We start from the raw sequence: 20959 nt of genomic DNA, 5'->3' as shown, positions 1-20959 counted from the left end.
CCGCTAGGCACCCGGTTGCGCGCATCCGGGCGCTGTGCCTGCCTGGTGCGCGTGCTCCCAGTGTCAGCTCAGCTGCGTGCGCTCCACCCAGTCGAGGTACTCGGGCGTGACGGTGCCGGTGACGTACTCGCCGGTGAAGCAGCTGGTCTCGAGGTCGGTGACGTCCGAGCCCTCCAGGATCGCCGCCTTCATGTCGGCGACCTCCTGGTAGATCAGGTAGTCGGCGCCGATCGCCTCCGAGATCTCCGGGATCCGGCGGTTGTGCGCGACGAGCTCCTGCCGAGACGGCATGTTGATGCCGTACACGTGCGGGTAGCGCACCGGCGGGGCCGCGGACGCGAAGGTGACGCTGTTCGCGCCGGCCGTGCGGGCCATGTCGACGATCTCCTTCGAGGTCGTGCCGCGCACGATCGAGTCGTCGACGATCAGCACGTTCTTGCCCTTGAACTCGCTCGACATCGCGTTGAGCTTCTGCCGCACGGACTTCTTGCGCACCGCCTGCCCGGGCATGATGAACGTCCGGCCGACGTAGCGGTTCTTGTAGAAGCCCTCGCGGTACGGGATGCCGAGCTTCTGCGCGACCTGCATCGCGGCGGGGCGCGAGGAGTCCGGGATCGGCATGACCACGTCGATCGCCCCACCCGGCGTGTACGCGGCGATGGTGTCGGCGAGGCGGTCGCCGAGGCGCAGCCGGGCCTCGTAGACCGAGATCCCGGAGAGGATCGAGTCGGGGCGGGCGAGGTAGACGTACTCGAACGAGCACGGGATGAGACGCGGGTTCTTCGCGCACTGGCGGCTGGTCATCCGGCCGTCGGGCGTGATGAAGATCGCCTCGCCGGGAGCGACGTCCCGGACGATCTCGAAGCCCTGCGCCTCGAGGACGAGCGACTCGGAGGCGACCACCCAGTCGTCCGGCCCGTTGACGTTGAAGCGGCGGCCGACGATCAGCGGCCGGATGCCGAACGGGTCGCGGAACGCGAGCAGTCCGTGGCCGGCGATCAGCGCGATGGTGGCGTACGAGCCCTCAACGCGCTCGTGCACGCGGGAGACCGCGTCGAACACCTCGTCCGCGTCGAGGTCGCGGCCGGAGATCGAGGCCTGCAGCTCGTTCGCGAGCACGTTGACCAGCAGCTCGGTGTCGGAGGTGGTGTTGAGGTGGCGGCGGTCGACGGTGAAGAGCTCCTCGGTGAGCTCGCGGGTGTTCGTCAGGTTGCCGTTGTGGATGAGGATGATGCCGTACGGCGCGTTCACGTAGAACGGCTGCGCCTCCTCCTCGCGCTCCGCGTTGCCCTTGGTGGCGTAGCGGACGTGCCCGAGGCCCATCGTGCCGAGCAGCGAGCGCATGTCGCGGGTGCGGAACGCCTCGCGGACCTGCCCCGCCGCCTTCTTGATGTGCAGCGTGCTGCCGTCGGCGGTCGCGATACCGGTCGAGTCCTGGCCGCGGTGCTGCAGGAGGGAGAGGCTGTCGTAGATGGACTGGTTGACCGGTCCGGAGGACACGATCCCAACGATTCCGCACATGCCGGAGGGGCTCCCAAGGGGATAGCAGGGGGGATTGACGGTCCATCCTGGCACGCGGAGGACGCATCCCCTAACGGTTCGCTCCCGGCGGATCCGCCCGGGCGGGGGCGTGCGCGGGTCGCGAGGCGGGCGGATCGCACGGCGTCAGCAGCCGATCGAGGAGATGACGTACCCGCCGCCCACGTAGGACGGTCCGTGGTAGCCCCAGGCGTTGAGGTCGGTGGCGTTCGCGACTCCGGCGACGAGGGCGGGCTGCGAGCGGCCGGAGTTGTCGAGGTTGCCGCCCCAGGCGTAGACGGTCGCGTTGGAGGCGAGCGCCAGGTAGGTGCCGTCCGTGCTGAACACCTTCGTCAGGGTGACGCCCGCGGGGATCGTCCGCGCCTCGGTGCGGTAGGCGTTGCCGGCGGGCTGCGCGGCGAAGAACTGGGCGACCGCTCCCGCCGTGGTGACGTACACACCGCCGGTGTAGCCGTCGACGGACCAGGCGTGGGACGTGGTGACGTTCTCGGCGCGCAGGATCCAGCCCGCGCCGCCGGGCGACGAGGTGAACGCGGCGCCCTGCGTCCACAGCTCGCCGGAGCCGGTGAGGGCGTAGACGGACAGCTGGCCGGTCTCGAGTTCGACGATGTCCGTCGGAGCGCCGACCAGGGCGGTGAGGGCGTGGCTGCCGTTCCAGACGCTGACGCCGCCGTCGGCGAGGAGGATCCCGCCGCCGAAGACAAGAACGCCGTTGGCTCGGCGGTAGCTCCAGGTGCTGATCGCCGACGCCCCGGCCGTGCCCGCGATGAGCGTGGCGGCGACCCGCTCGCCCGAGGTCGCGTCGGCCCACCAGTGCAGGCCCGCGTTCGTGAGGACGTAGCTGTAGCCGTCGTTCGACTCCGCGGCGAGGACCGAGCCGGTGATGCCGGTCACCGCCACGACCGTGAGGGGCCCGGTGCCGGTCCCCGTGCGGTACCACTGGCGGACGGAGTCCGCTCCGGCTCCCGCGGCGATGCCGCCGGCGGAGGTGTTGCCGGCCTGCACGCAGGTCCAGGTGTCGATGAAGACCATGCCCGTCACGGCGGCCCCGGCGAACGTCAGGGTCCCCGGAGCCGTGACCGGGGCACCGAAGTTCGCTCCCCAGTAGCGCACCCGGCCGTCGGCGGTCAGCACGGCGGCGTTCCGGCCGGCGCTGGCGGCGAGCTCGTCTCCGGAGATCGCGCCGTGGACGCCGTCGACGACTCCGGGCACGACGGCGGTGGAGAACGTCGGCTGCTGGTTCGCGCCGCCGGGGGAGCGCGTGAGCTCCACCACCTGGCCGGGGCTCGCGGTCACCGTCCCCGGCGCGTAGGCGATCGCCGTTCCGTAGGTGGCCGTGATCGTGTAGGAGCCCGCGGAGCCCGACGCCGCGAACGCCGGGACGGAGACGACGCCCTCCAGGCCGACCGCCACCACGGCGGAGCTCCCGCCGGCGGAGAAGCCGAGCCCGGACGGGAGTGTGACGGTCACCGAGGCGCCCCTCGCCGCGGGAGACGTCCCGTCGAGGGCGCGGAAGAGCACGGTGCCGGCGGGCACGACGTCGCAGCGGACCGCCTCGAAGCCGGTCACATCGAGCAGGTCGGGCGGCCCGACCGGCTCGGGCGGCGTCGAGGCGGCGGCCAGGGGTGCCGAGACGACCGCGGCGACCGTGGGGATCGTCCAGGCAGCGGCCGCCACGATCGAGCGGCGGCGGAGCGGGCTCCCGGACGGGAGGGGGGCGGCGGAGTCGGGCATCACGGGTTCCTCGAGGATGCGGAGGACGGGCCTCGGGCGCGAAGCCGATCCGGAGACGGAGACGGTCAGCACCCACTATGACAACGCAACCATCTCCTCGTCTCGCCCGGCGCTCGGATCAGCCCCTGAAGGGGGTGCGGGCGGTCCGCGACCCGCCGCCGGACCGTCGGGCGCTCCTGATCGCAGCGTCTGCGTGGCGCGGCCCTTCGGTAGGGTCGTCGCGTGAGCAACGAGACGAGCAGCTACGCCCGCGCGGGAGTCGACACGGCGGCCGGGGACCTCGCCGTCGAGCTGATGAAGGCGGCGGTGTCCGCGACCCACGACCGCAACGTGCTCGGGGGAGTCGGCGGGTTCGCCGGCCTCTACGACGTCTCGTTCCTCAAGGACTTCCGGGCGCCGCTGCTCGCGACCTCGACCGACGGCGTCGGCACGAAGGTCGCCATCGCGCAGGCGATCGACAAGCACGACACGATCGGGCAGGACCTCGTCGGGATGGTCGTCGACGACATCGTCGTGGTCGGCGCCCGCCCGCTCTTCATGACCGACTACATCGCCTGCGGCAAGGTCGTCCCCGCGCGGATCGCGGACATCGTCGCGGGGATCGCCCGCGCCTGCTCGGCCACCGGGACCGCGCTCGTCGGCGGCGAGACCGCGGAGCACCCGGGGCTCCTCGGGCCGGACGACTACGACGTGGCCGGTGCCGCCGTCGGCGCGGTCGAGGCGGACGCGGTGCGCGGCGCCGACCGGGTGCGCGACGGCGACCTGGTGATCGCGATGGCCTCCTCCGGGCTGCACTCCAACGGCTACTCGCTCGTGCGCCACATCCTCGCCGAGAGGGGGATCCGCTTCACCGACACCTCCGCCGAGCTCGGGGGCGTCGTGGGCGAGGTGCTGCTCGAGCCGACCCGCCTGTACACGGCGCCGCTGCTCCGGGTGCTCGAGGACGAGGCGCTCGGCGCGGGCGTGCACTCGATCAGCCACGTGACCGGCGGCGGGATCGCGGCGAACCTGGCGCGCGTGCTGCCGCGCGGCTCCTGGGTCGAGGTGGAGCGCTCGAGCTGGAGCCCGGCCGACGTGTTCCGGGCGCTCGCCGCGATCTCGGGGGCGACGCTCGAGAGCACCGAGGGCACCTGGAACCTCGGCATCGGGATGTTCGCCGTGGTCGACGCCGACGCCGCGCCCGCGATCATCGCGGCGCTCGAGGCGTCGGGCGTGCCGTCCTGGGTCGCGGGGCGCGTGTCGCTGAGCGAGCGCGCGCTGGACGGCTTCGAGCAGGGCGCCAAGGGCGTCGACGGCGGCGCGGTGCGCCTGGTCGGCTCGTACGCGGGCTGACCGCGGGGCCGACTCGCGAGGGCGCTGAGGCGCGGGGGTCCGGCTCGACCTCGGGCTCGTCGATCGGGCTCCGGCTCGTGGGAACCGGCTGATTCGGCGTGCCAGGGGTGCCTCCGCGAGCCGGAGATACCGGTGGTGGATCTTCGGCACGTGGAACGTGCCTCGGCTCGCGGGAATCGGCCGGTTCGGCGTGCCGGGGGTGGTTCCGCGTGCCGGAGGTCCGGCCGGAGGGGCGGGGCGCGTCAGGCCGGGCGGTGGCGGCTCGCCGGCGACGGAGAACCCGGGGCGGCGGGCTGCGCGGCAGGGCGCCGGTGCTCGGGGGCGTGCGCGCGCTCCCAGGAGTGCTCGTGGCGGGTCAGCAGCCAGGAGCCCCAGGCGCAGAGGAGGAAGGCCGCGGCCGTGGCGAGCAGGGCGGTGATCCAGGTGGCGGCGTCCCGGCTGACGAGGAGGTTCGCGGCGAGGATCAGCACGCCGAACGCGGCGCCGACGCTCGTGCCGGCGATGAAGGCGCCGCTCCGGCGGCTCACCGCGCGGACGGTGACCATGCCGGCGATCGCGCCGAGGCCTCCCACCGCGCCGAGGCCGGCGCCGGAGGCGACGCCCATCAGCATCCCGAAGCCGACCAGCGCGGACGGGTCGAGCGCTCCGGCGGCGAGCGCGCTCGGGAGGTAGAGGGCCAGGGCGACCGCGGCTCCGACCGCGCCGCCGACGAGGACGGCGCCGATCAGCAGTGCGGCGGTCACGGACATGATCCGGGCGAGCGGGCGCGCGGATCCTTCGGGTTCGAACATCGCGGCTCCATCGACGCGGACCCGCGGGTCGTTCCGCGGGTGGACTTCGGACACTACGCCTCCGACGGGCCGCGCGGGGTCGGCGCGGCGGAGTCCGCGCAGGGTGGCCAGTGCCGCGGAGTCGGCGCGGGGTCGGCGCCCGGCGTCACGACCGCAGCGTCAGTGCCGCAACGCCAGTGCCGCGGCCTCAGCGCCGCAGCGTCTCGCTCGGCAGCTCGCCGAAGCGCTGCGTGTAGTGCTGGGCGAAGCGGCCGCCGCTGATGAAGCCCCAGTGTGCGGCGACCTCGCCGACGACGAGGGTCTGCGGCTGCCCGGCGAGAAGCTCGTCGCGGGCGAGGTCGAGGCGCACGCCGCGCAGGTACTGCCGCGGGGTCAGCGCGTAGGCGCGCTGGAAGGCGAGCTGGACGCCGCGCACGGTGAGCCCGGCGGCGTCGGCGATGTCGGCGACGCCGAGGGGGAGGTCGGCGTTCGCGTGCACGAACTCGACCGCCCGCCTCAGCCGCCGGGCGCTGACCGAGGGCGGCGCGGAGGGCAGCGGGACGGTCCGGTGCGCGAAGGCCTGGAGCACGGCCGCGGCGGCGACCTGCGACGCGGATTCGCGCTGCAGCGACGACGGCGCCCTCGGGCCGGTGAGCGTGTCGCGGAGCACCCGCACCGCCGCCCACCACGGAGCCGGGGAGTGCGCGAGCGGGGCGAAGCGGATCGGGCCGGGCTCGGTGCCGTGCAGCTCGGCGGCGGCGCGCTCGAGGTAGGCGGCGTCGAAGTGGACGAGCGCGTCGCGGTACTCGCTCGTCTCGAAGCCGAACGGGCGGCCGGAGGGGAACATCGCCGGGCGGCCGGCGACCAGGCGGTTCTCGTCGCGGCCGAGGTCGAGGCTGGCCCGGCCGTCGTTGAGCCAGAGCACCACGTAGACGCCGGTGGGCTCGACCGTGCCGCGGACCGAGCCGAGGAAGGAGGCGGCGTGCAGGCTCACCGGGCCGGGACCGGTCGACGCGTAGCGGTAGGCGAACGGGACGCGGGTGCGCTCGGCGCGGAAGCCCGACCCGTTGTAGCCGCGGGAGTAGAACGCGCGCGCCTCGTCGAGGTCGCGGCCGCGCGTCTCCGAGTGCCACACGGGCGACGGCGCGGCGAGAGAGCTCATCGCTGCATCCTCGCAGCGACCACCGACATCGCGCTCGCCGGGACGGACGGCGCGCTCAGGAGCCGAGCCCCCGGTCGAGCCAGAACAACCCGAGCGCGGCCACGTCGGAGGTGCCGACGATCGCCCCGGAGCGGACCATCGCGGCCACCTCGGCGTCGGAGAACCACTGCTGGCGCATGTCCTGCTCGGTCTCCTCGCGCTCCGGCTCGCCGTGCTCGAGGTCCTCGGCGAGGAAGACGTCGAACGCCTGCGCGACGAAGCCGTCGGCCTCGCTGAGGCGGCCGAGCGGGCGGAGCCGCCCCGCGCGCAGGCCGGTCTCCTCGCGCAGCTCGGCGCGGGCGAGCGCCTCGGCGTCCCCGCCGGGCGAGCCGTGCGGCCAGCCTCCGGACGGGAACTCCCAGGTGCGGCGGCCGATCGGGTAGCGGTACTGCTCGACCAGCCAGAAGCCGTCGCGCTCCCGCGGGACGATCAGCGCGTAGTCGGCCCGCTCGACGACGGAGTAGACGCCCTCGACGCCGCCGGGCCAGCGCACCTCGTCCTCGCGGACGCGGATCCACGGGGTCTCGTAGGCGACCCGGGTCGACAGCTGCTCCACGCGGCCGTGCTGCACGGACGGCTCCGAGAGCAGGGACTGCTCCGCGAGGGCGGGCTCATCCGGCACGGACCGCTCCGGGAACGCAGAAGCCGCGGGGTCGCTCGACTCGAGCGCCCCCGCGGCGGAGGAGGGATCAGGCACGCTTCTGGTGCTGCTCCTCGACGAGGTCGGTGTCGTCGCCCTCGTCCTCGTCGTCGATCCACTTCGAGTAGTCCGGCTCGTCCGGGTGGCTGAGCTCGCGCTCGAGCGCACTGTAATCGACCGTTGGGCTGAACGACTTCAGCTCCCGAGCGATCTTGGTGTTCTTTGCCTTCTGACGGCCGCGCCCCATGGGTGACCCCCTCACGATGACAGGCCAGACGGGCAAGAGCCGGCTGGAGAAAAAGAAGCAGACAGGAAGTATGAAATCTAGCCGGTAGTTTAGCAGACGAGGCACCGGCCCCCCTGTGCGCGAGCAGCGGAGCAGGCGGCGCCTCCTTACCGCGTGGGGAGCACCGTGGACAGTGCGCTCGATCCGCGGCCCGTCGTCGTGATCGGCGCCGGTCAGGCGGGACTCTCGGTCGCCTACTACCTCCGCCGTCTGGGCCTGCGCCCGGGGGTCGACTTCGCTCTCCTGGACCGCGGGCCGCGCGCCGGCGGTGCCTGGCAGTTCCGCTGGGAGGCGCTCCGGCTCGGCTCGGCGCACCGGGTGCACGACCTCCCCGGGATGGACCGGATCGGCCTGTCCTTCGCGACCGCCGACCGCCGCCGGCCCGCGCGCGACGTCGTCACCGAGTACTACCAGGCCTACGAGAGCGCCTACGAGCTCGCGGTGCGGCGGCCCGAGGCGGTGCGCAGCGTCAGCAGTGCGACGACGGGCGACCGGAGCGCGCCGCTCGTCGTCGAGACGGACCACGGCGTCGAGCGCGCCCGGATCCTGGTCAACGCCACCGGGACCTGGGGCTCGCCGTTCCTGCCGTACTACCCGGGCCGCGACCGCTTCGAGGGCGTGCAGATCGACACGACCGAGTACCTGCGCGCCGCCGACTTCGCCGGGCAGCAGGTGGTCGTGGTGGGCGGCGGGACGTCCGCGATCGGCTTCCTGCTCGAGCTGGAGCGGGTCGCCCGCTCGCTCACCTGGGCGACGCGCCGCCCGGTGGTCTACCAGGACGGGGAGCAGCTCGCGCTGGAGTCCGCGGTGGAGGCGGTCGCCGAGCAGGACCGCGCGGCGCGGGCCGGCCGCGCGCTGCCGAGCATCGTCGGCGGCACGGGGGTGCAGCGCACGCGACGGGTCGTGGCGGGGATCGAGCGCGGCGTGCTGCACGAGCGCGGCATGTTCTCCTCGATCGAGCCGCACGGGGTGCGCTGGCCCGACGGGTCCTACACCCGCGCCGATGCGATCATCTGGGCCACCGGGTTCCGCCCGGAGCTGCGGCACCTCGCGCCGCTCGGACTGCGCGAGCGCGAGGGCGGGGTCGCGGTCGCGGACGGCGCGTCGCTCACCGACCCCCGGGTGTTCTTCGCGGGCTACGGGCCGACGGCGTCGACGATCGGGGCGAACCGCTCGGGGCGCCGCATCGCGCGGGCGGTCGTCGCGCGGCTGTCCTGACGGCGGGCGGATCTCGATAGGGCCGCCGCATGCTGGTCGAGCAGCCCCGCAGGGGCGTATCGAGACCCGGCGTGACCGGGAGGGTGGTCTGCAGGCCCCGCGTCCTGGCGACGGTGGATCTCGATACGCCCGCTGCGCGGGCTACTCGATCAGCATGAGGCGGGGGCGGGCTGCACGATCAGCATGATCGGGGGCGGGCTCCTCGCCTCAGAGCGCGCCGTCCCAGTCGATGGGGACGACGGAGCCGCGGTAGCGGATCCCGTCGACCCGGATCGAGCCGGCGAGGGCCGGCGTGATCGGCGCGACGACGAGCGTTCCGCCGCCGGGAGCGAGGCCGAGTGCCGCGGTCAGCACCGCGATCGAGGCGGCCGCCGACCACGCCTGCGGGCGGCAGGCCGCCGGGTACGGCACGGGCGCCGCCACCTCGACCGCGGCGTCGCCGGAGTGCAGCTCGGGCATCCGGTAGCCGAAGCCCTCGGCCGCGGCGAGCAGTCCGCGGGACAGCGCGGTCGCCTCCGCGCCGAAGCCCTCGCGGGCGAGCCCGGTCACGGCGATCGCGGTGTCGTGGGCCCAGACCGAGCCGCCGTGGTACGAGAGCGGCCAGTAGCCGCCGGAGTCCGTCGACAGGGTCCGCAGCCCGTAGCCCGAGTCGAGCTCGGGCGAGCCGAGCAGCTGCGCCACGCGCGCCGCCTGCTCCGGCTGCAGGATCCCGGTGCCGAGCAGGTGCCCGATGTTGCTGGTGACGGTGTCGACCGGGCGCTTGGCCGCGTCCAGTGCGATCGCAGGGTGCCCGCCGTCGGCGTCGTCGATCCAGAAGGCGCCGGTGAAGCGGTCCTTGAGGGCGGCGGCGTACGCGCGCCACTCCGCTCCGTCGCGGCCGAAGTGCTCGAGCAGCGCCGCGCCCCCGACCGCCGCCTCGTGGGCGTAGGCCTGGACCTCGCAGAGCGCGATCGGCCCCTCGGCGAGGCTGCCGTCGATCCACTGGATCGAGTCGCCCGAGTCCTTCCAGCCCTGGTTCGCGAGGCCGTGGCCGGTGGTGTCGACGTACTCGAGGAACCCGTCGCCGTCGGAGTCGCCCTCGTCGCGGAGCCAGCGCAGCGCGGCCTCGAGTGCCGGCAGCAGCGCCTCGACCTCGTCGTCGGCGAGCCCCCAGCGCCAGGCGTCGTGCAGCAGGCAGATCCAGAGCGCGGTCGCGTCGACGGTGCCGAAGTAGAGCGGCGGCAGCGAGACGCCCTCGCCCGGGATCTCGAGGGTCGTCGAGCGCAGCTCGTGCATGATCTTGCCCGGCTGCTCGGCCGTCTCGGCGACGTGCTCGGTGCCCTGGAGCCCCGCCAGGACCCGCAGGGTGGAGCCGGCCAGCTCGGTGCCGAGCGGGAGGAGCATCCGCGCCGCCCAGATCGAGTCGCGGCCGAAGAGAGTGAAGAACCAGGGCGCGCCGGCCGCGAGGAACGGCTCGCCGGGCCGCTCGAGGGTCACCATCCGCAGGGCGTCCAGATCGTCGAGGGCCGCGCGGCACCAGGCGGCGAGCCGGGAGTCGCCGGCCTCGACGACGGCGCCCGACCACTCGGCGGGGTCGGGGGCGGCGCCGACCACGGCTGCGGAGTCGGTCATCGCGATGCTCCAGGAGACCTCGACCGACCCGCGGGCGGGGACGACCACGTCCCAGGAGAGCGTCGCTCCGGAGGAGACCGCGGCCCCGTCGGCGCGCACCTCGGCGCGGGCGCCCGCGTGCGTCCAGACGAGGGAGGAGCCGTCGACGGCGGTCTCGACGGCCGTCTCGTCGCGCAGCCCGGCCTTCACCACGTGGACGAGGGAGAAGTCGGGGTCGAGGGCGAGCTCGACGGTGGTGGCGACGGGATCGGGCAGCGCCGATTCGAGGCGGATCCGCTCCTCGAGGCCGCCGGCGGTGACCGTGCGGAGACGCACCACGCGCAGGCGCGGGTCGGCGGCGTCGTCGTCGAGGTGCCGCGCGAGGGCGGTGAAGCGGGCGGAGGAGGCTCCGTCGCGGCCGACCGCGATCGACTCGAGCGGCTCTCCGCCGACGAGCAGGCGCAGGCCCGCGAGGACGCGGACGTCGCCGTGGTAGAGCCCGTGCGCGGGCAGGGCGCCGAGCTCGCCGGCGTCGTCGCTCCAGAGCTGGGTGGGCGCCCGGAGCAGGACGACGGCGTCGTTCAGCAGGGGCTGCCGGGGCGGGCGGGGGCGGTCGTCGTGGTCGGTCGTCACGGTCGACTCCTCACTGGATCGTCGGTACAGGAGCGTACGGCCGGTTGACAGCGCCGTCGCCGCAGGTAACATTACCCAGGAATTTGATCGATCAAATAACGCAGGCCGCGGGATTTGAACGATCAAGCGGCCAGCACCGCACACCGCACACCCGTCGAGGAGGACGCATGGCACTGCCGACCGTCGAGGACGTCGCGCGCGCAGCGGGTGTCTCGCGCCAGACCGTCTCGAACGTGCTGAACAGTCCGCAGATCGTGCGGGAGAGCACCCGCGAGCGGGTGGAGAAGGCGATCGGCGATCTCAACTACCGGCCGCACGCCTCCGCCCGGCGCCTGCGCACCCGCAAGTCGGGGACGATCGGCGTCCGGATGGACCGCGTGCTCGACGGGATCTCCGGCAGCCTGCTCGACCGCTTCCTGCACGCCGTGACCGAGCAGGCCGACGCCCGCGGCATGCGGATCCTGCTCTACACGGCGGCGAGCCCCGAGGAGGAGATCGAGCGCATCGGCAAGCTCCGCGACGGCGCCGACGTCGACGCCTTCGTGCTCACCTCGACCTTCTACGGCGACCGGCGCACGGCCTGGCTGATCGAGCAGGGCGTGCCGTTCGTCACCTTCGGCCGGCCCTGGGGGCTCGACGACCAGGGCGATCCGCAGCACCTCTGGGTCGACGTCGACGGCGCCGCGGGTGTCGCGCAGGCCGCCGGCCATCTCGCCGAGGCGGGCTGCTCGCGGATCGCGTTCTTCGGCTGGCCGGCCGGCTCGGCGACCGGCGACGACCGCCGCAGCGGCTGGGAGCGGGTGATGGCGGAGCGCTTCGCCGGTGTGCCGCTGCTCGTGGCGGAGGCCGAGGACGACGTCCAGCGCGCGCGCTCCGCCGCGATCGCCTTCCTCGAGGCGAACCCCGGCGTCGACGGGCTGGTCTGCGTCTCCGACTCCCTCGCCCTCGGGGCCTCGATGGCGGCCGTCGCAGTCGGCCGGCCGAGCCTGCCGATCGTCGGCTTCGACAACACCCCGGTCGCCGGCGCCGTCGGCCTCTCCAGCGTCGAGCAGGACCTCGGCGCGGTCGCGGCCGGCGCCCTCGAGCTCCTCCTCGGCGAGCAGGGCGACGACGTCGTCCACCGCCCCCTCGCACCCGGTGAGGCCCACCGCCTCATCACGCCGCACCTCGTCGTGCGCACCCCGCTCCACCACTCCGAGAGCTGACGCCCGCCCGGCGGGCGCCCCGTTCCCCACGACTCCCTCCCGAAACCCACGAAAGGTCAGAACATGACACACAGCACCAGAACGGCACGCTGGGGTGCCGCGGTCCTCGCCGGCGGCCTCGCCCTCTCGCTCGGCGCCTGCTCGAGCGGCGGCGGCGGCGGATCGGACGACTCCGCCGGTCTCACCGTGATGATCGGCTCGTCCGGCGACGCCGAGACCACCGCCGTCACCGACGCCGTGACCGCCTGGGGCGAGGCGAACGACACCGCCGTCGACGTCGTCGCGGCCAGCGACCTCACCCAGCAGCTCGGCCAGGGCTTCTCGGGCGGCAACCCGCCCGACCTCTTCTACATGAGCTGGGACCAGTTCCAGACCTACGCCAGCAACCGCTACCTCGAGCCCTACGCGCAGGACGCGGACGACGCCGACGCCTTCTACCCGGCGCTGCGCGACGCCTTCACCTACGACGACCAGTTCTACTGCGAGCCCAAGGACTTCTCGACGCTGGGCCTCGTCATCAACACCGACCTCTGGGCAGCCGCGGGCCTCACCGACGCCGACATCCCGACCGACTGGGCCTCGCTCCGGTCCGCGGCGCAGAAGCTGACCGCGAACGGCGTGACCGGCCTCTCCTTCGGCGCCGAGTACGCCCGCATCGGCACCTTCATGAACCAGGCCGGCGGCTCGCTGCTCTCCGAGGACGGCACGACCGTCACCGCGGACACCCCCGAGAACGTCGCGGGTCTCACCGAGGTGAAGACACTGCTGAGCGACGGCGTGCTGAAGTTCCCGGCCGACCTCGACTCCGGCTGGTCCGGCGAGGCGTTCGGCAAGGGCGCGGCCGCGATGGTGATCGAGGGCCCGTGGATCAACGGCGCGCTCGAGGCCGACTACCCGGATGTGAACTACACGGTCGCCGAGCTGCCCGCGGGCCCCGGCGGGAAGTCGACCTTCACCTTCAGCAACTGCTGGGGCATCCCGGCCGGCAGCACCACCGCCGACCAGGCCGAGTCGCTCGTGTCGACGCTCACCTCGGACGAGCAGCAGCTCGCCTTCTCGGACGCGTTCGGCGTGATCCCCTCGACCGAGTCGGGCGCGGCGGAGTACGCGAGCAAGTACCCGGAGAACGCGGCCTTCGTGACCGGGAACGACTACGCCGTCAGCCCGGTCGCCTTCGCCGGCGCCGCCACCGTGATCACCGACTTCAACTCGGCCCTCGAGGGCCTGGCGTCGGGCGACCCGGAGGCGATCCTCGCGGACCTGCAGACCAACCTGCAGGACGCGCTCGACACCGCGAACGCGAAGTAGCGCGGGAATGCGCCGATGAGCACCGCCACCGCCGCGCGGAGCCGCCGCTCCGGCATCCGCGGCAACGAGGCCCGCTACGGCTGGCTCTTCACCCTCCCCGCGATCCTGGTCGTCGGCGTCTTCCTGGTCGTCCCGATCGCCCTCGCGCTCTGGGTGAGCGTCAGCAACTGGAACGGCCTGGGCTCGCCGCTGGGCCCGACCGCGCAGTTCGTCGGGACCGACAACTACCGGGCGGTGCTCGTCGACTCCGGTCTGGCGCAGAAGGACTTCGGGACGGCGATCCGCAACAACGTCTACTACGTGCTGCTCGTCGTACCGCTGCAGACCGCGCTCGCGCTGTTCCTGGCGGTGCAGGTCAACCGCCGGGTGCTGCGCGGTCGCGGCTTCTTCCGCACCGCGTTCTACTTCCCGTCGGTGACCTCGTCGATCGCGATCACCGTGATCTTCCTGTTCCTCTTCTCGGCGTCCGGCGTCGTCAACGCGGTGCTCGGCTGGTTCGGCGCCGACGGCCCGACCTGGATGGCGGATCCGACCGGGGTCCTGCACAGCCTGCTCGGCCTCGTCGGCGTCGACGGCAGCTGGTTCGCCGGCGGGGCCCCGCTGGGGCTGACCTGGTGGGACTGGCTGGCCGGCCCGTCGGTGGCGATGTGCGTGCTGATCACCATGGCGATCTTCACCACCTCGGGCACCTTCATGCTGCTGTTCCTCGCGGCGCTGCAGAACATCGGCGCCGAGATCGACGAGGCGGCGCTGATGGACGGCGCGGGTCCGCTGCGGAAGTTCTTCTCGGTGACGCTGCCGATGCTCAAGCCGACGCTGTTCACCGTGCTCACCCTCGGGCTGATCGGCACCTGGCAGGTGTTCGACCAGATCTACCTGACCGGGGGCGGCGCGCCCGGCAAGACGCTGCTCACCCCGGCGTACCTCGCCTACGAGACCTCGTTCACGGACCTGCGCTGGGGGCAGGGCGCGGCGATCGCCTTCATCCTGTTCTTCATCATCGTCGTCCTGACGCTGCTGCAGCGCGCGATCCTCCGCGAGAAGGGCGAGCCGAGCGCCCGCCGGACCCGCCGGGCCGCCCGCGCGGACGCCGCGACGACCCTCACGACGGGAGGAGTGCGATGAGCACCCTGGTCGACCCCGAGCCGCGCACCGAGGCGGAGCCGCCGCCGCAGGCGCCGCTGCCGCGCCGCCGCGTGCAGCTCGGTGCCCGGGGCCGCGCCTCGCTGATCGGCGGCTACCTGCTGCTGATCGGCCTCGCGCTGGTCTACATCTACCCGTTCCTGATCTCGGTGGCGTCGTCCTTCAAGACCGACGCCGACGCGACCTCGAACCCGCTGTCGCTGCTGCCGGCGACCTGGTCGTTCGCCTCGTACGAGCGGCTGTTCACCGACGTGCCGCTGCCGCTCTGGACGCTGAACTCGGTGATCGTCACCCTCTTCGTCACGGTCGGGCGGGTGTTCTTCGACTCGCTCGCCGGCTACGCGCTCTCGCGGCTGCGCTTCCGCGGCCGCGGGCTGCTCTTCGCGCTGTTCATCGGCGTGATGAGCGTGCCGGGCGTGGTGCTGCTGATCCCGCGGTTCCTCATCCTCAAGCAGCTCGGGCTCTACGACAGCTACGCGGGGATGATCGTGCCGCTGATCGTGGACGCTGCGGGCATCTTCATCATGAAGCAGTTCTTCGACTCGATCCCCGCCTCGATCGAGGAGGCCGCCCGGATCGACGGGGCCGGCGTCTTCCGGACCTTCCGCTCGATCGTGGTGCCGATGGCGCGGCCGGCGATCGTGACGCTGTTCATCCTGTCGTTCCAGGGGTCGTGGAACGAGTTCTCGCACTTCGTCGTCTCGCGGCAGTCGCCGGAGCTGAACACGCTGACGACCGGAGTCGCCTCGCTGGTCTCGGGTCAGCTGGGTACCGGCAATCAGTACCCGCTGCAGCTCGCGGCGGCCGTGCTGATGTCCATCCCGGTCGCGGTGCTGTTCTTCGTCTTCCAGCGGCGGATCATGAACACCACGGAGGGCGCGGAGAAGGGCTGATCGGAAGCGTCTCGATACGCCGCTGCGCGGCTACTCGACCAGCATGGAAGGGCGCGCGAGATCCTGGAACGCAGAAGGGGCGCCCCGCCGCAGCGGAGCGCCCCTTCGCCAGTGCTACTTCTTCAGGAACTCGAGGACGACGCGGTTCCACTCCTCGGCGTGGCTGACGTTGACGCCGTGCGGGGCGCCGGCGACGACGTACAGCTCGGAGCCGGGGATGGCGGCGTGCGTGCGCGCGCCGGAGCCCTCGAAGGGGACGGTGCCGTCGCCGTCGCCGTGGATGACGAGCGTCGGGACGGTGACCTTCGGCAGGTCCTCGCGGAAGTCGGTGCCGGCGAACGCGGCCATGCAGGCCAGCGCGGCGTGCTTGGACGACTGCTTCGCGAGCGAGAGCGCGTCCTGGCGCTGCGCCTCGGTGACCTTGAGCTCGCCGTTCACCGAGAAGAACTCGGTCGTGAACTGCTCGTAGAACGAGTCCTCGTCCTTGGTCAGGCCGGCGGTCATCTCGGCCGCGGCCGACTTCTCGAGCGGTCCGTCCGGGTTGTCGTCGGTCTTCATCAGGTACGGCGGCACGGCCGACGCGAAGACGACGCTGTGCAGGCGCTCGGTGCCGTACTTCGAGAAGTAGCGGGCGACCTCGCCGCCGCCCATCGAGAAGCCGACGAGCGTGACGTCCTGCAGGTCGAGCTCGGTGAGCAGCGTGTGCAGGTCCTCGGTGAGGGTGTCGTAGGTGTAGCCGGTGAGCGGCTTGTCGCTGCGACCGAAGCCGCGGCGGTCGTAGGTGATGACGCGGAAGCCGGCCTGCGAGAACGCGGGGACCTGCTCGCTCCAGGACTCGCCCGAGAGGGGCCAGCCGTGGATCAGGACGACCGGGCGACCCGAGCCGCCGGTGTCGTCGACGTGGAGGTCCGTGTCCTTGAAGAGGCCGTGGTGGGCGGTGATCTCTGCCATGAGTCGTGCTCCTTCCGGCGCCGCGGATCGGCGTCGATTGTCTGTTCGAAGGAGTCTGCTCACACGGATGGGGAGGACGCCCTGAGGGGAGGGGCCCTTGACAGCCCCTCCCGACGGGCCTAGGGACGGGCCTCAGCCGAGCGCGTCGACGGCGGCGAGGATCTCGTCGGTCTCGGTGCGCGTCGTGTAGTCGACGTGCACGTCGGCGAAGCGGACCACGCCGGCGGCGTCGAGCACCAGGACGGTCGGGAACGGGATCGCCGGGGTGTCGTCCGCGTTCGAGTCCTTCACCGCGAAGCCGAGGGCGGTGTGCGCCTCGATCGCCGCGTCGCTGGGCGCGGTGACGATGCCGAGCTCGGTCGCGAGTGCGTTGCCCGGGTCGGTGACGACGGTGAAGCCGAGCTCGCCGCCCAGCGCGGCCGAGGCGTCGGGCGTCTCCGGGCTCACGGCGACGAAGGCGACGCCGCGGCTCGCCAGCTCGGGGGCGAGGGTCGCGTCGTAGTGGCGCAGCGTGATGTTGCAGTACGGGCACCAGGCGCCGCGGTAGAAGACGAGGACGGCCGGGCCGTCGCCGAGGAGGGAGGCGAGCTCGACGCTCTCGCCGTCCTCGGTGCGGACGCTCGCGCCCGGCAGGCGGTCGCCGGCCGCGACGGCGCCGGCGGGGACGCCGCTCTCGACGAGGTCGGCCTGCTCGCCCGCGAAGACCGCGGCGAGCTCGTCGCCGATGGTCTCGGTGAAGCCGGTGGTGAAGTCGGCGGTCTGCGCGCCGATCGTCGCGGTGGTCTGCTCGGTGGGCATCGTCGTCTCCGTCCGGGCGGCCGGGGGTCGGACGCTCCGGCGCGATCGTAGGGGCGCGGACTCCGAGCGGACCTGGGCGACGTCACGGTTCGTCATGGAGAGTCCCGGGCACAGAGGAAGACGCCGTCCCGGATCGCGAATCGCGACCGGGACGGCGTCCGTGCTCCCACGAGAGAGCGGGGGAGGTGCTGCTGCGGACTACTGGAATCCGCCGCCGCGGTCCTCCGGGTCCTCGACGGGGTCGGAGTCGGGGGCGTCGAGTGCGTAGGTCACATGGACCGACTCGCCGACCTCCTTGGCCGAGACGGACGTGTAGACGAGGTGCGTCTCCTGGCCGTCGACGGCGGCGTAGACGTCGACCGACTTCTCGTAGCCGCCCTCGGTGCTGACACGGGTCTCGGTCTGGCCGTCGAACGGCCCGCCCTGGAAGAAGGCGAGGTAGCTCTCGCCCTCGGAGAGTTCGCGGATGTCGTTGCTCATGGGACAGGTCTACCACTCGGCGTCGGGCGTCCGCCGGGCGGCCCTCCGTTCGCGGCCCCCGCGGGGCGGCGAGAACGTAGGATGACGGGGATGACGATCGGACGCCGCCTCTTCCTCTCGGGAGCCGCCTCGGGCGCCGGTCTCCTGGCCCTCGCGGCCTGCACTCCACCGCGGCCGACCCCGACCCGCACCGTCACCGAGGCGCCGGTGCCCACGCCGAGCACCACCGCCGTGCCGACGCCGGCCGCCTTCGTCCGCTCGGACTGGGCCGCCGATCCGTACGCGCTCGGCGCCGTCTCCTACCTCGCCGTCGGGGCGACCCCCGAGCACCGGGACGACCTGGCCGGGAACGTCCTCGACCGCCTGTTCTTCGCCGGCGAGGCCACCGACTCCGACGAGCCGGGGACTCTGCAGGGCGCCTGGAACTCGGGCGTCCGCGCGGCCGGCGAGATCGCCGCGATCGCCGAGGAGGGCGAGCGCATCGCGATCATCGGCGCCGGGCTCGCGGGGGCCGTCGCCGCCCGCCGGCTCGTCGACGCCGGCTACGACGTCGCCCTGGTCGAGGCGCGGGACCGCGTCGGCGGCCGCATCGCCACGAGCACCCCCGACGGCTGGCCGATCGCGGTCGACACCGGCGCCTGGGCGCTCACGGGCGCCGGCCCGGCCCTGCGCGAGAGCGTCCTCGACGCCGGGATCACCACCTCCGTCGTCGATCTCGCCACGATCCGCTCGAGCACCGACGCCGGCGAGCAGCCGGACGTCGGGGACACCGCCGCGAACGCGCTCACCCGTGCCCTCGAGTGGGCGTCCGAGCAGCCGACCGACGTGTCGCTCGCGGACGCTCTCGCCGGCTCGGGTGCTCCCGACCCGGCGGCCGTGGAGCCCGGCAGCGGGGACGGAGACGCCGCCCGCGTCGCCGCGTTCCTCGCGGGCGGCCCCGCGCTGCGCACCGGCGCCGCGCCCGCCGAGCTCTCGGCCTGGTACGGGCTGGGCGACGCCTCGGCCGCCAGCACCGCCGAGGACGTCGCCGACGCGACCGACGAGGCGTCGGCGGTCGTCACCGACGGCCTGGCGCCCCTCGTCGAGACGCTGCTGACCGATGTCGAGGTCTCGCTCCGCGCGGCCGTCAGCGGCATCGGCTACACCGAGACCGGTGCGAGCATCCGCCTCGCGACGGGGGAGTCGTTCACCGCCGACCGCGTCCTGGTCACCGTGCCGATCGGGGTGCTGCAGAGCGAGGCGATCGCGTTCGACCCGCCGCTGCCGTTCGCGCACCGCACGGCGATCGCGTCGCTCGGCTCCGGTGTCGTCGACACGCTCTGGCTCCGCTTCGACGAGCCCTTCTGGGACACGGACGCGGCCCTGCCCGCGCGCTGGTCGCTGGTCGGCTCCGCGGCGGGCATCACCGAGTGGCTGAACCTCGAGCCGACGACCGGCGAGCCGGTGCTCGTCGGGCTGGTCGGCGCCGATCAGGCGCTGTCGCTGCAGTCGCTCAGCGACGACGAGCTGCTCGTCGTCGCGCAGGCGGCGCTCACGCCGTTCGCCGTCGCCGCCGGCTGAGCCGCTCGCGCAGCCGGGCGAGCGGGCCGCGCCACTCCGCCGCCCGCGCGGCCCCGAGCGGCCGGACGCGGCTGAGCGCGAGCAGGAAGGCGGCGATGCCCGAGATCAGGCCGAGCACGATCACGTCGTAGACGACGAACATGACCGGGCCGTCGACCTGGGCCGGATCGAGGAAGAAGTAGGGGTACCAGCCGATCAGCGCGCCGCGGACCAGCGTGATCACGCCCCAGACGATCGGGAAGCCGAGGACGGTGAGCGTCCCTCGCCAGGCGACGGGACGGCGGCCGGGGGCGAGGAGCCAGTCGAGCAGCGCGAGCGTCGGGATGACGAAGTGCAGCAGCGCGCTCGACCACGGCACGTCGACGCGGACGCCGCGGTTGTTCGCCTCCACGGCGATCAGCCCGAAGACGATGCCGGAGACGACCATGTAGGTGAGGACGAGCGCGCGCAGCGTGCTGAGCCAGCGCGGCTCGCGCTCGCGGGCGAGGGCGACGATCCCGGACAGGCCCAGGACGACGACGCCGGCCATGTTCGACTGCGTGGTGAAGTAGGCGAAGAAGTTGTCGATCTGGAACAGCCGGAAGCCGAGGGTGTAGAGGAAGTCGCCGACGAGCCCGACGGCCCCCAGCCCCGCGAGCGCGAGACGGAGGATCGCGAACGCCTTCCGCACACCCGCTCCGATCCGTCGCCATGACCGGCCCGGAGGGCCGGACGTCCGGACGATTCTACGGTCGCGGCGCTCGGAGCTCCCCGGGGGCGGACGGGACGCCGGGCGCCCGCGCTCGCCGGAGCGGCCTGCGCACGGGATACCGTGCACTATGCCGTTCACGCCGAGCCACGCCGTCGTCGCTCTGGCGTTCACCAACAGCCGCATCCCCGCCGCCGCGGTCGCGATCGGCGCGATGGCTCCGGACATCGGCCTCTACCTCCCGCTGCGCTGGGCTCGCGACGCGACGCACTCGATGCCGGGGGTCGTGACGGTCGACCTCGCCGTCGGCGCCGTCGGCCTCCTGCTCTGGCTGGTGCTGCTCCAGCCCGCCTGGCGCGACCTCGCGCCGTGGATCGTGCGCGTGCGTCTCCGCCCGCCCGCCGCACCGCCGCGCTCGGCGCGCGCCCGGACCGCGGCGATCGTGCTGGCGGCCGTCGGGCTCGTGATCGGCGCGGCGTCGCATGTGCTCTGGGACGCGTTCACCCACGACGGCGGCCCGTTCGTGGCGGCCCTGCCGTTCCTCCGCGACGAGTTCGGTCCGTTCCCGGGCTACAAGTGGGCGCAGTACGGGAGCGGGGTGCTCGGTCTCGTCGGGCTCGGGATCGGCGCCGTCGTCTGGTACGTCGCGCGGCGCCCGCACCCCGTCGCCGACGACCACCGCGGGCCCGCCCGGGTCGCCGCGTGGACGGCCGTCCTCGCTGCGCTGGTCGTCCCGGCCGGCGTCGTGCTCGCGGGCTCCGGGCTCGACCCGCTCGAGGAGGCGTACCGCTCCTTCGTCGTCGACGCGGCGATCCTCGCCGTCGTCTGGACGACCGCCGCCGTGGTCGGGGTGGCCCTGCTCTGGCACCTCGCGCTCGGCGTCGCACCACGCCAGGGGGTGGATGCGGATCCGTCGTGAGGAGGATGCGCATCTGCATAGCCCGCCGATAGCGTCGGTGACGGCCCGTTGGGGCGGGCCGCCTTCGGGGG

General features: G+C 73.4%; 19 protein-coding genes. 8 read left to right on the top strand and 11 right to left on the bottom strand.

What is annotated here, in order from left to right; translation table 11 throughout:
* Positions 1 to 63: 63 nt before the first annotated feature.
* Together purF and GTU73_RS18730 are read right to left on the bottom strand one after the other, a co-directional pair.
* Positions 64 to 1521: an amidophosphoribosyltransferase gene (gene purF / locus GTU73_RS18735; protein WP_160091113.1), complete on the bottom strand. Its 1458-nt coding sequence runs from the start codon at positions 1519 to 1521 to the stop codon at positions 64 to 66.
* 144 nt (positions 1522 to 1665) lie between these two features.
* Positions 1666 to 3273 carry a hypothetical protein gene (locus tag GTU73_RS18730; protein ID WP_160091112.1) on the bottom strand — a complete coding sequence of 536 codons (1608 nt, stop codon included), beginning with the start codon at positions 3271 to 3273 and terminating at the stop codon, positions 1666 to 1668.
* A gap of 222 nt (positions 3274 to 3495) precedes the next feature.
* Between GTU73_RS18730 and purM the strand changes: the two genes are divergently transcribed.
* Positions 3496 to 4605, top strand: a complete 1110-nt coding sequence (purM, locus tag GTU73_RS18725; RefSeq protein ID WP_160091111.1) for a phosphoribosylformylglycinamidine cyclo-ligase — start codon at positions 3496 to 3498, stop codon at positions 4603 to 4605.
* Between the two features lie 242 nt (positions 4606 to 4847).
* Here purM and GTU73_RS18720 read toward each other — a convergent pair whose 3' ends face one another.
* The 4 genes from GTU73_RS18720 to GTU73_RS18705 all read right to left on the bottom strand — a co-directional run bounded on the left by GTU73_RS18720 (position 4848) and on the right by GTU73_RS18705 (position 7463).
* Positions 4848 to 5396, bottom strand: coding sequence for a hypothetical protein (locus GTU73_RS18720; RefSeq protein WP_160091110.1), 549 nt, complete (start codon positions 5394 to 5396; stop codon positions 4848 to 4850).
* Between the two features lie 187 nt (positions 5397 to 5583).
* Positions 5584 to 6537, bottom strand: coding sequence for an AraC family transcriptional regulator (locus tag GTU73_RS18715; protein ID WP_160091109.1), 954 nt, complete (start codon positions 6535 to 6537; stop codon positions 5584 to 5586).
* A 55-nt stretch (positions 6538 to 6592) separates the two neighbouring features.
* The gene (locus GTU73_RS18710; RefSeq protein ID WP_244231701.1) at positions 6593 to 7198 is read right to left on the bottom strand and encodes an NUDIX hydrolase; all 606 of its coding nucleotides are present in this window, start codon (positions 7196 to 7198) and stop codon (positions 6593 to 6595) included.
* Positions 7199 to 7265: 67 nt separating this feature from the next.
* Positions 7266 to 7463, bottom strand: coding sequence for a DUF3073 domain-containing protein (locus tag GTU73_RS18705; protein ID WP_123448069.1), 198 nt, complete (start codon positions 7461 to 7463; stop codon positions 7266 to 7268).
* A 165-nt stretch (positions 7464 to 7628) separates the two neighbouring features.
* Here GTU73_RS18705 and GTU73_RS18700 point away from each other — a divergent pair, with 165 nt between their 5' ends.
* Entirely contained in the window at positions 7629 to 8720 is a 1092-nt protein-coding gene (locus tag GTU73_RS18700; protein WP_244231700.1) for an NAD(P)-binding domain-containing protein, read from the top strand.
* A gap of 207 nt (positions 8721 to 8927) precedes the next feature.
* Here GTU73_RS18700 and GTU73_RS18695 read toward each other — a convergent pair whose 3' ends face one another.
* Positions 8928 to 10943: a glycogen debranching N-terminal domain-containing protein gene (locus tag GTU73_RS18695; RefSeq protein ID WP_244231699.1), complete on the bottom strand. Its 2016-nt coding sequence runs from the start codon at positions 10941 to 10943 to the stop codon at positions 8928 to 8930.
* A 167-nt stretch (positions 10944 to 11110) separates the two neighbouring features.
* Between GTU73_RS18695 and GTU73_RS18690 the strand changes: the two genes are divergently transcribed.
* The 4 genes from GTU73_RS18690 to GTU73_RS18675 all read left to right on the top strand — a co-directional run bounded on the left by GTU73_RS18690 (position 11111) and on the right by GTU73_RS18675 (position 15492).
* The gene (locus GTU73_RS18690; RefSeq protein ID WP_160091106.1) at positions 11111 to 12148 is read left to right on the top strand and encodes a LacI family DNA-binding transcriptional regulator; all 1038 of its coding nucleotides are present in this window, start codon (positions 11111 to 11113) and stop codon (positions 12146 to 12148) included.
* Between the two features lie 63 nt (positions 12149 to 12211).
* Complete coding sequence (locus tag GTU73_RS18685; RefSeq protein WP_160091105.1) at positions 12212 to 13456, top strand: extracellular solute-binding protein; 1245 nt, start codon at positions 12212 to 12214, stop codon at positions 13454 to 13456.
* A gap of 15 nt (positions 13457 to 13471) precedes the next feature.
* Positions 13472 to 14581, top strand: coding sequence for a sugar ABC transporter permease (locus tag GTU73_RS18680; protein ID WP_160091104.1), 1110 nt, complete (start codon positions 13472 to 13474; stop codon positions 14579 to 14581).
* Positions 14578 to 15492, top strand: coding sequence for a carbohydrate ABC transporter permease (locus GTU73_RS18675; RefSeq protein ID WP_160091103.1), 915 nt, complete (start codon positions 14578 to 14580; stop codon positions 15490 to 15492). Before GTU73_RS18680 ends, GTU73_RS18675 begins: the two co-directional genes overlap by 4 nt.
* 114 nt (positions 15493 to 15606) lie before the next feature.
* On the opposite strand, the gene GTU73_RS18670 is transcribed toward GTU73_RS18675, so the two are convergent.
* The 3 genes from GTU73_RS18670 to GTU73_RS18660 form a co-directional block, all read right to left on the bottom strand.
* Positions 15607 to 16443 (bottom strand): alpha/beta hydrolase, encoded by an 837-nt coding sequence (locus GTU73_RS18670; protein WP_160091102.1) that lies wholly within the window; start codon positions 16441 to 16443, stop codon positions 15607 to 15609.
* 132 nt (positions 16444 to 16575) lie between these two features.
* On the bottom strand, positions 16576 to 17241 hold the full coding sequence (locus tag GTU73_RS18665; RefSeq protein WP_160091101.1) for a peroxiredoxin-like family protein: 666 nt from the start codon (positions 17239 to 17241) through the stop codon (positions 16576 to 16578).
* A gap of 198 nt (positions 17242 to 17439) precedes the next feature.
* The gene (locus GTU73_RS18660; protein WP_123448078.1) at positions 17440 to 17721 is read right to left on the bottom strand and encodes an oligoribonuclease; all 282 of its coding nucleotides are present in this window, start codon (positions 17719 to 17721) and stop codon (positions 17440 to 17442) included.
* 90 nt (positions 17722 to 17811) lie between these two features.
* Between GTU73_RS18660 and GTU73_RS18655 the strand changes: the two genes are divergently transcribed.
* Positions 17812 to 19281, top strand: a complete 1470-nt coding sequence (locus GTU73_RS18655; protein ID WP_160091100.1) for an NAD(P)/FAD-dependent oxidoreductase — start codon at positions 17812 to 17814, stop codon at positions 19279 to 19281.
* Here the strand turns inward: GTU73_RS18655 and GTU73_RS18650 are convergent.
* Positions 19253 to 19951: a Pr6Pr family membrane protein gene (locus GTU73_RS18650; RefSeq protein ID WP_160091099.1), complete on the bottom strand. Its 699-nt coding sequence runs from the start codon at positions 19949 to 19951 to the stop codon at positions 19253 to 19255. The two genes, GTU73_RS18655 and GTU73_RS18650, sit on opposite strands and share 29 nt — an antisense overlap.
* Before the next feature lie 148 nt (positions 19952 to 20099).
* Here GTU73_RS18650 and GTU73_RS18645 point away from each other — a divergent pair, with 148 nt between their 5' ends.
* A complete protein-coding gene (locus GTU73_RS18645; RefSeq protein WP_160091098.1) occupies positions 20100 to 20888 on the top strand; it encodes a DUF4184 family protein in 789 nt (262 codons plus the stop codon).
* The last annotated feature ends 71 nt before the right edge of the window (positions 20889 to 20959 follow it).

Source organism: Rathayibacter sp. VKM Ac-2804 (genome assembly GCF_009866655.1).
GTDB lineage: Bacteria > Actinomycetota > Actinomycetes > Actinomycetales > Microbacteriaceae > Rathayibacter.
The sequence above is the reverse complement of the archived record's forward strand: the minus strand, read 5'-3'. Positions and strand labels throughout refer to the sequence as shown.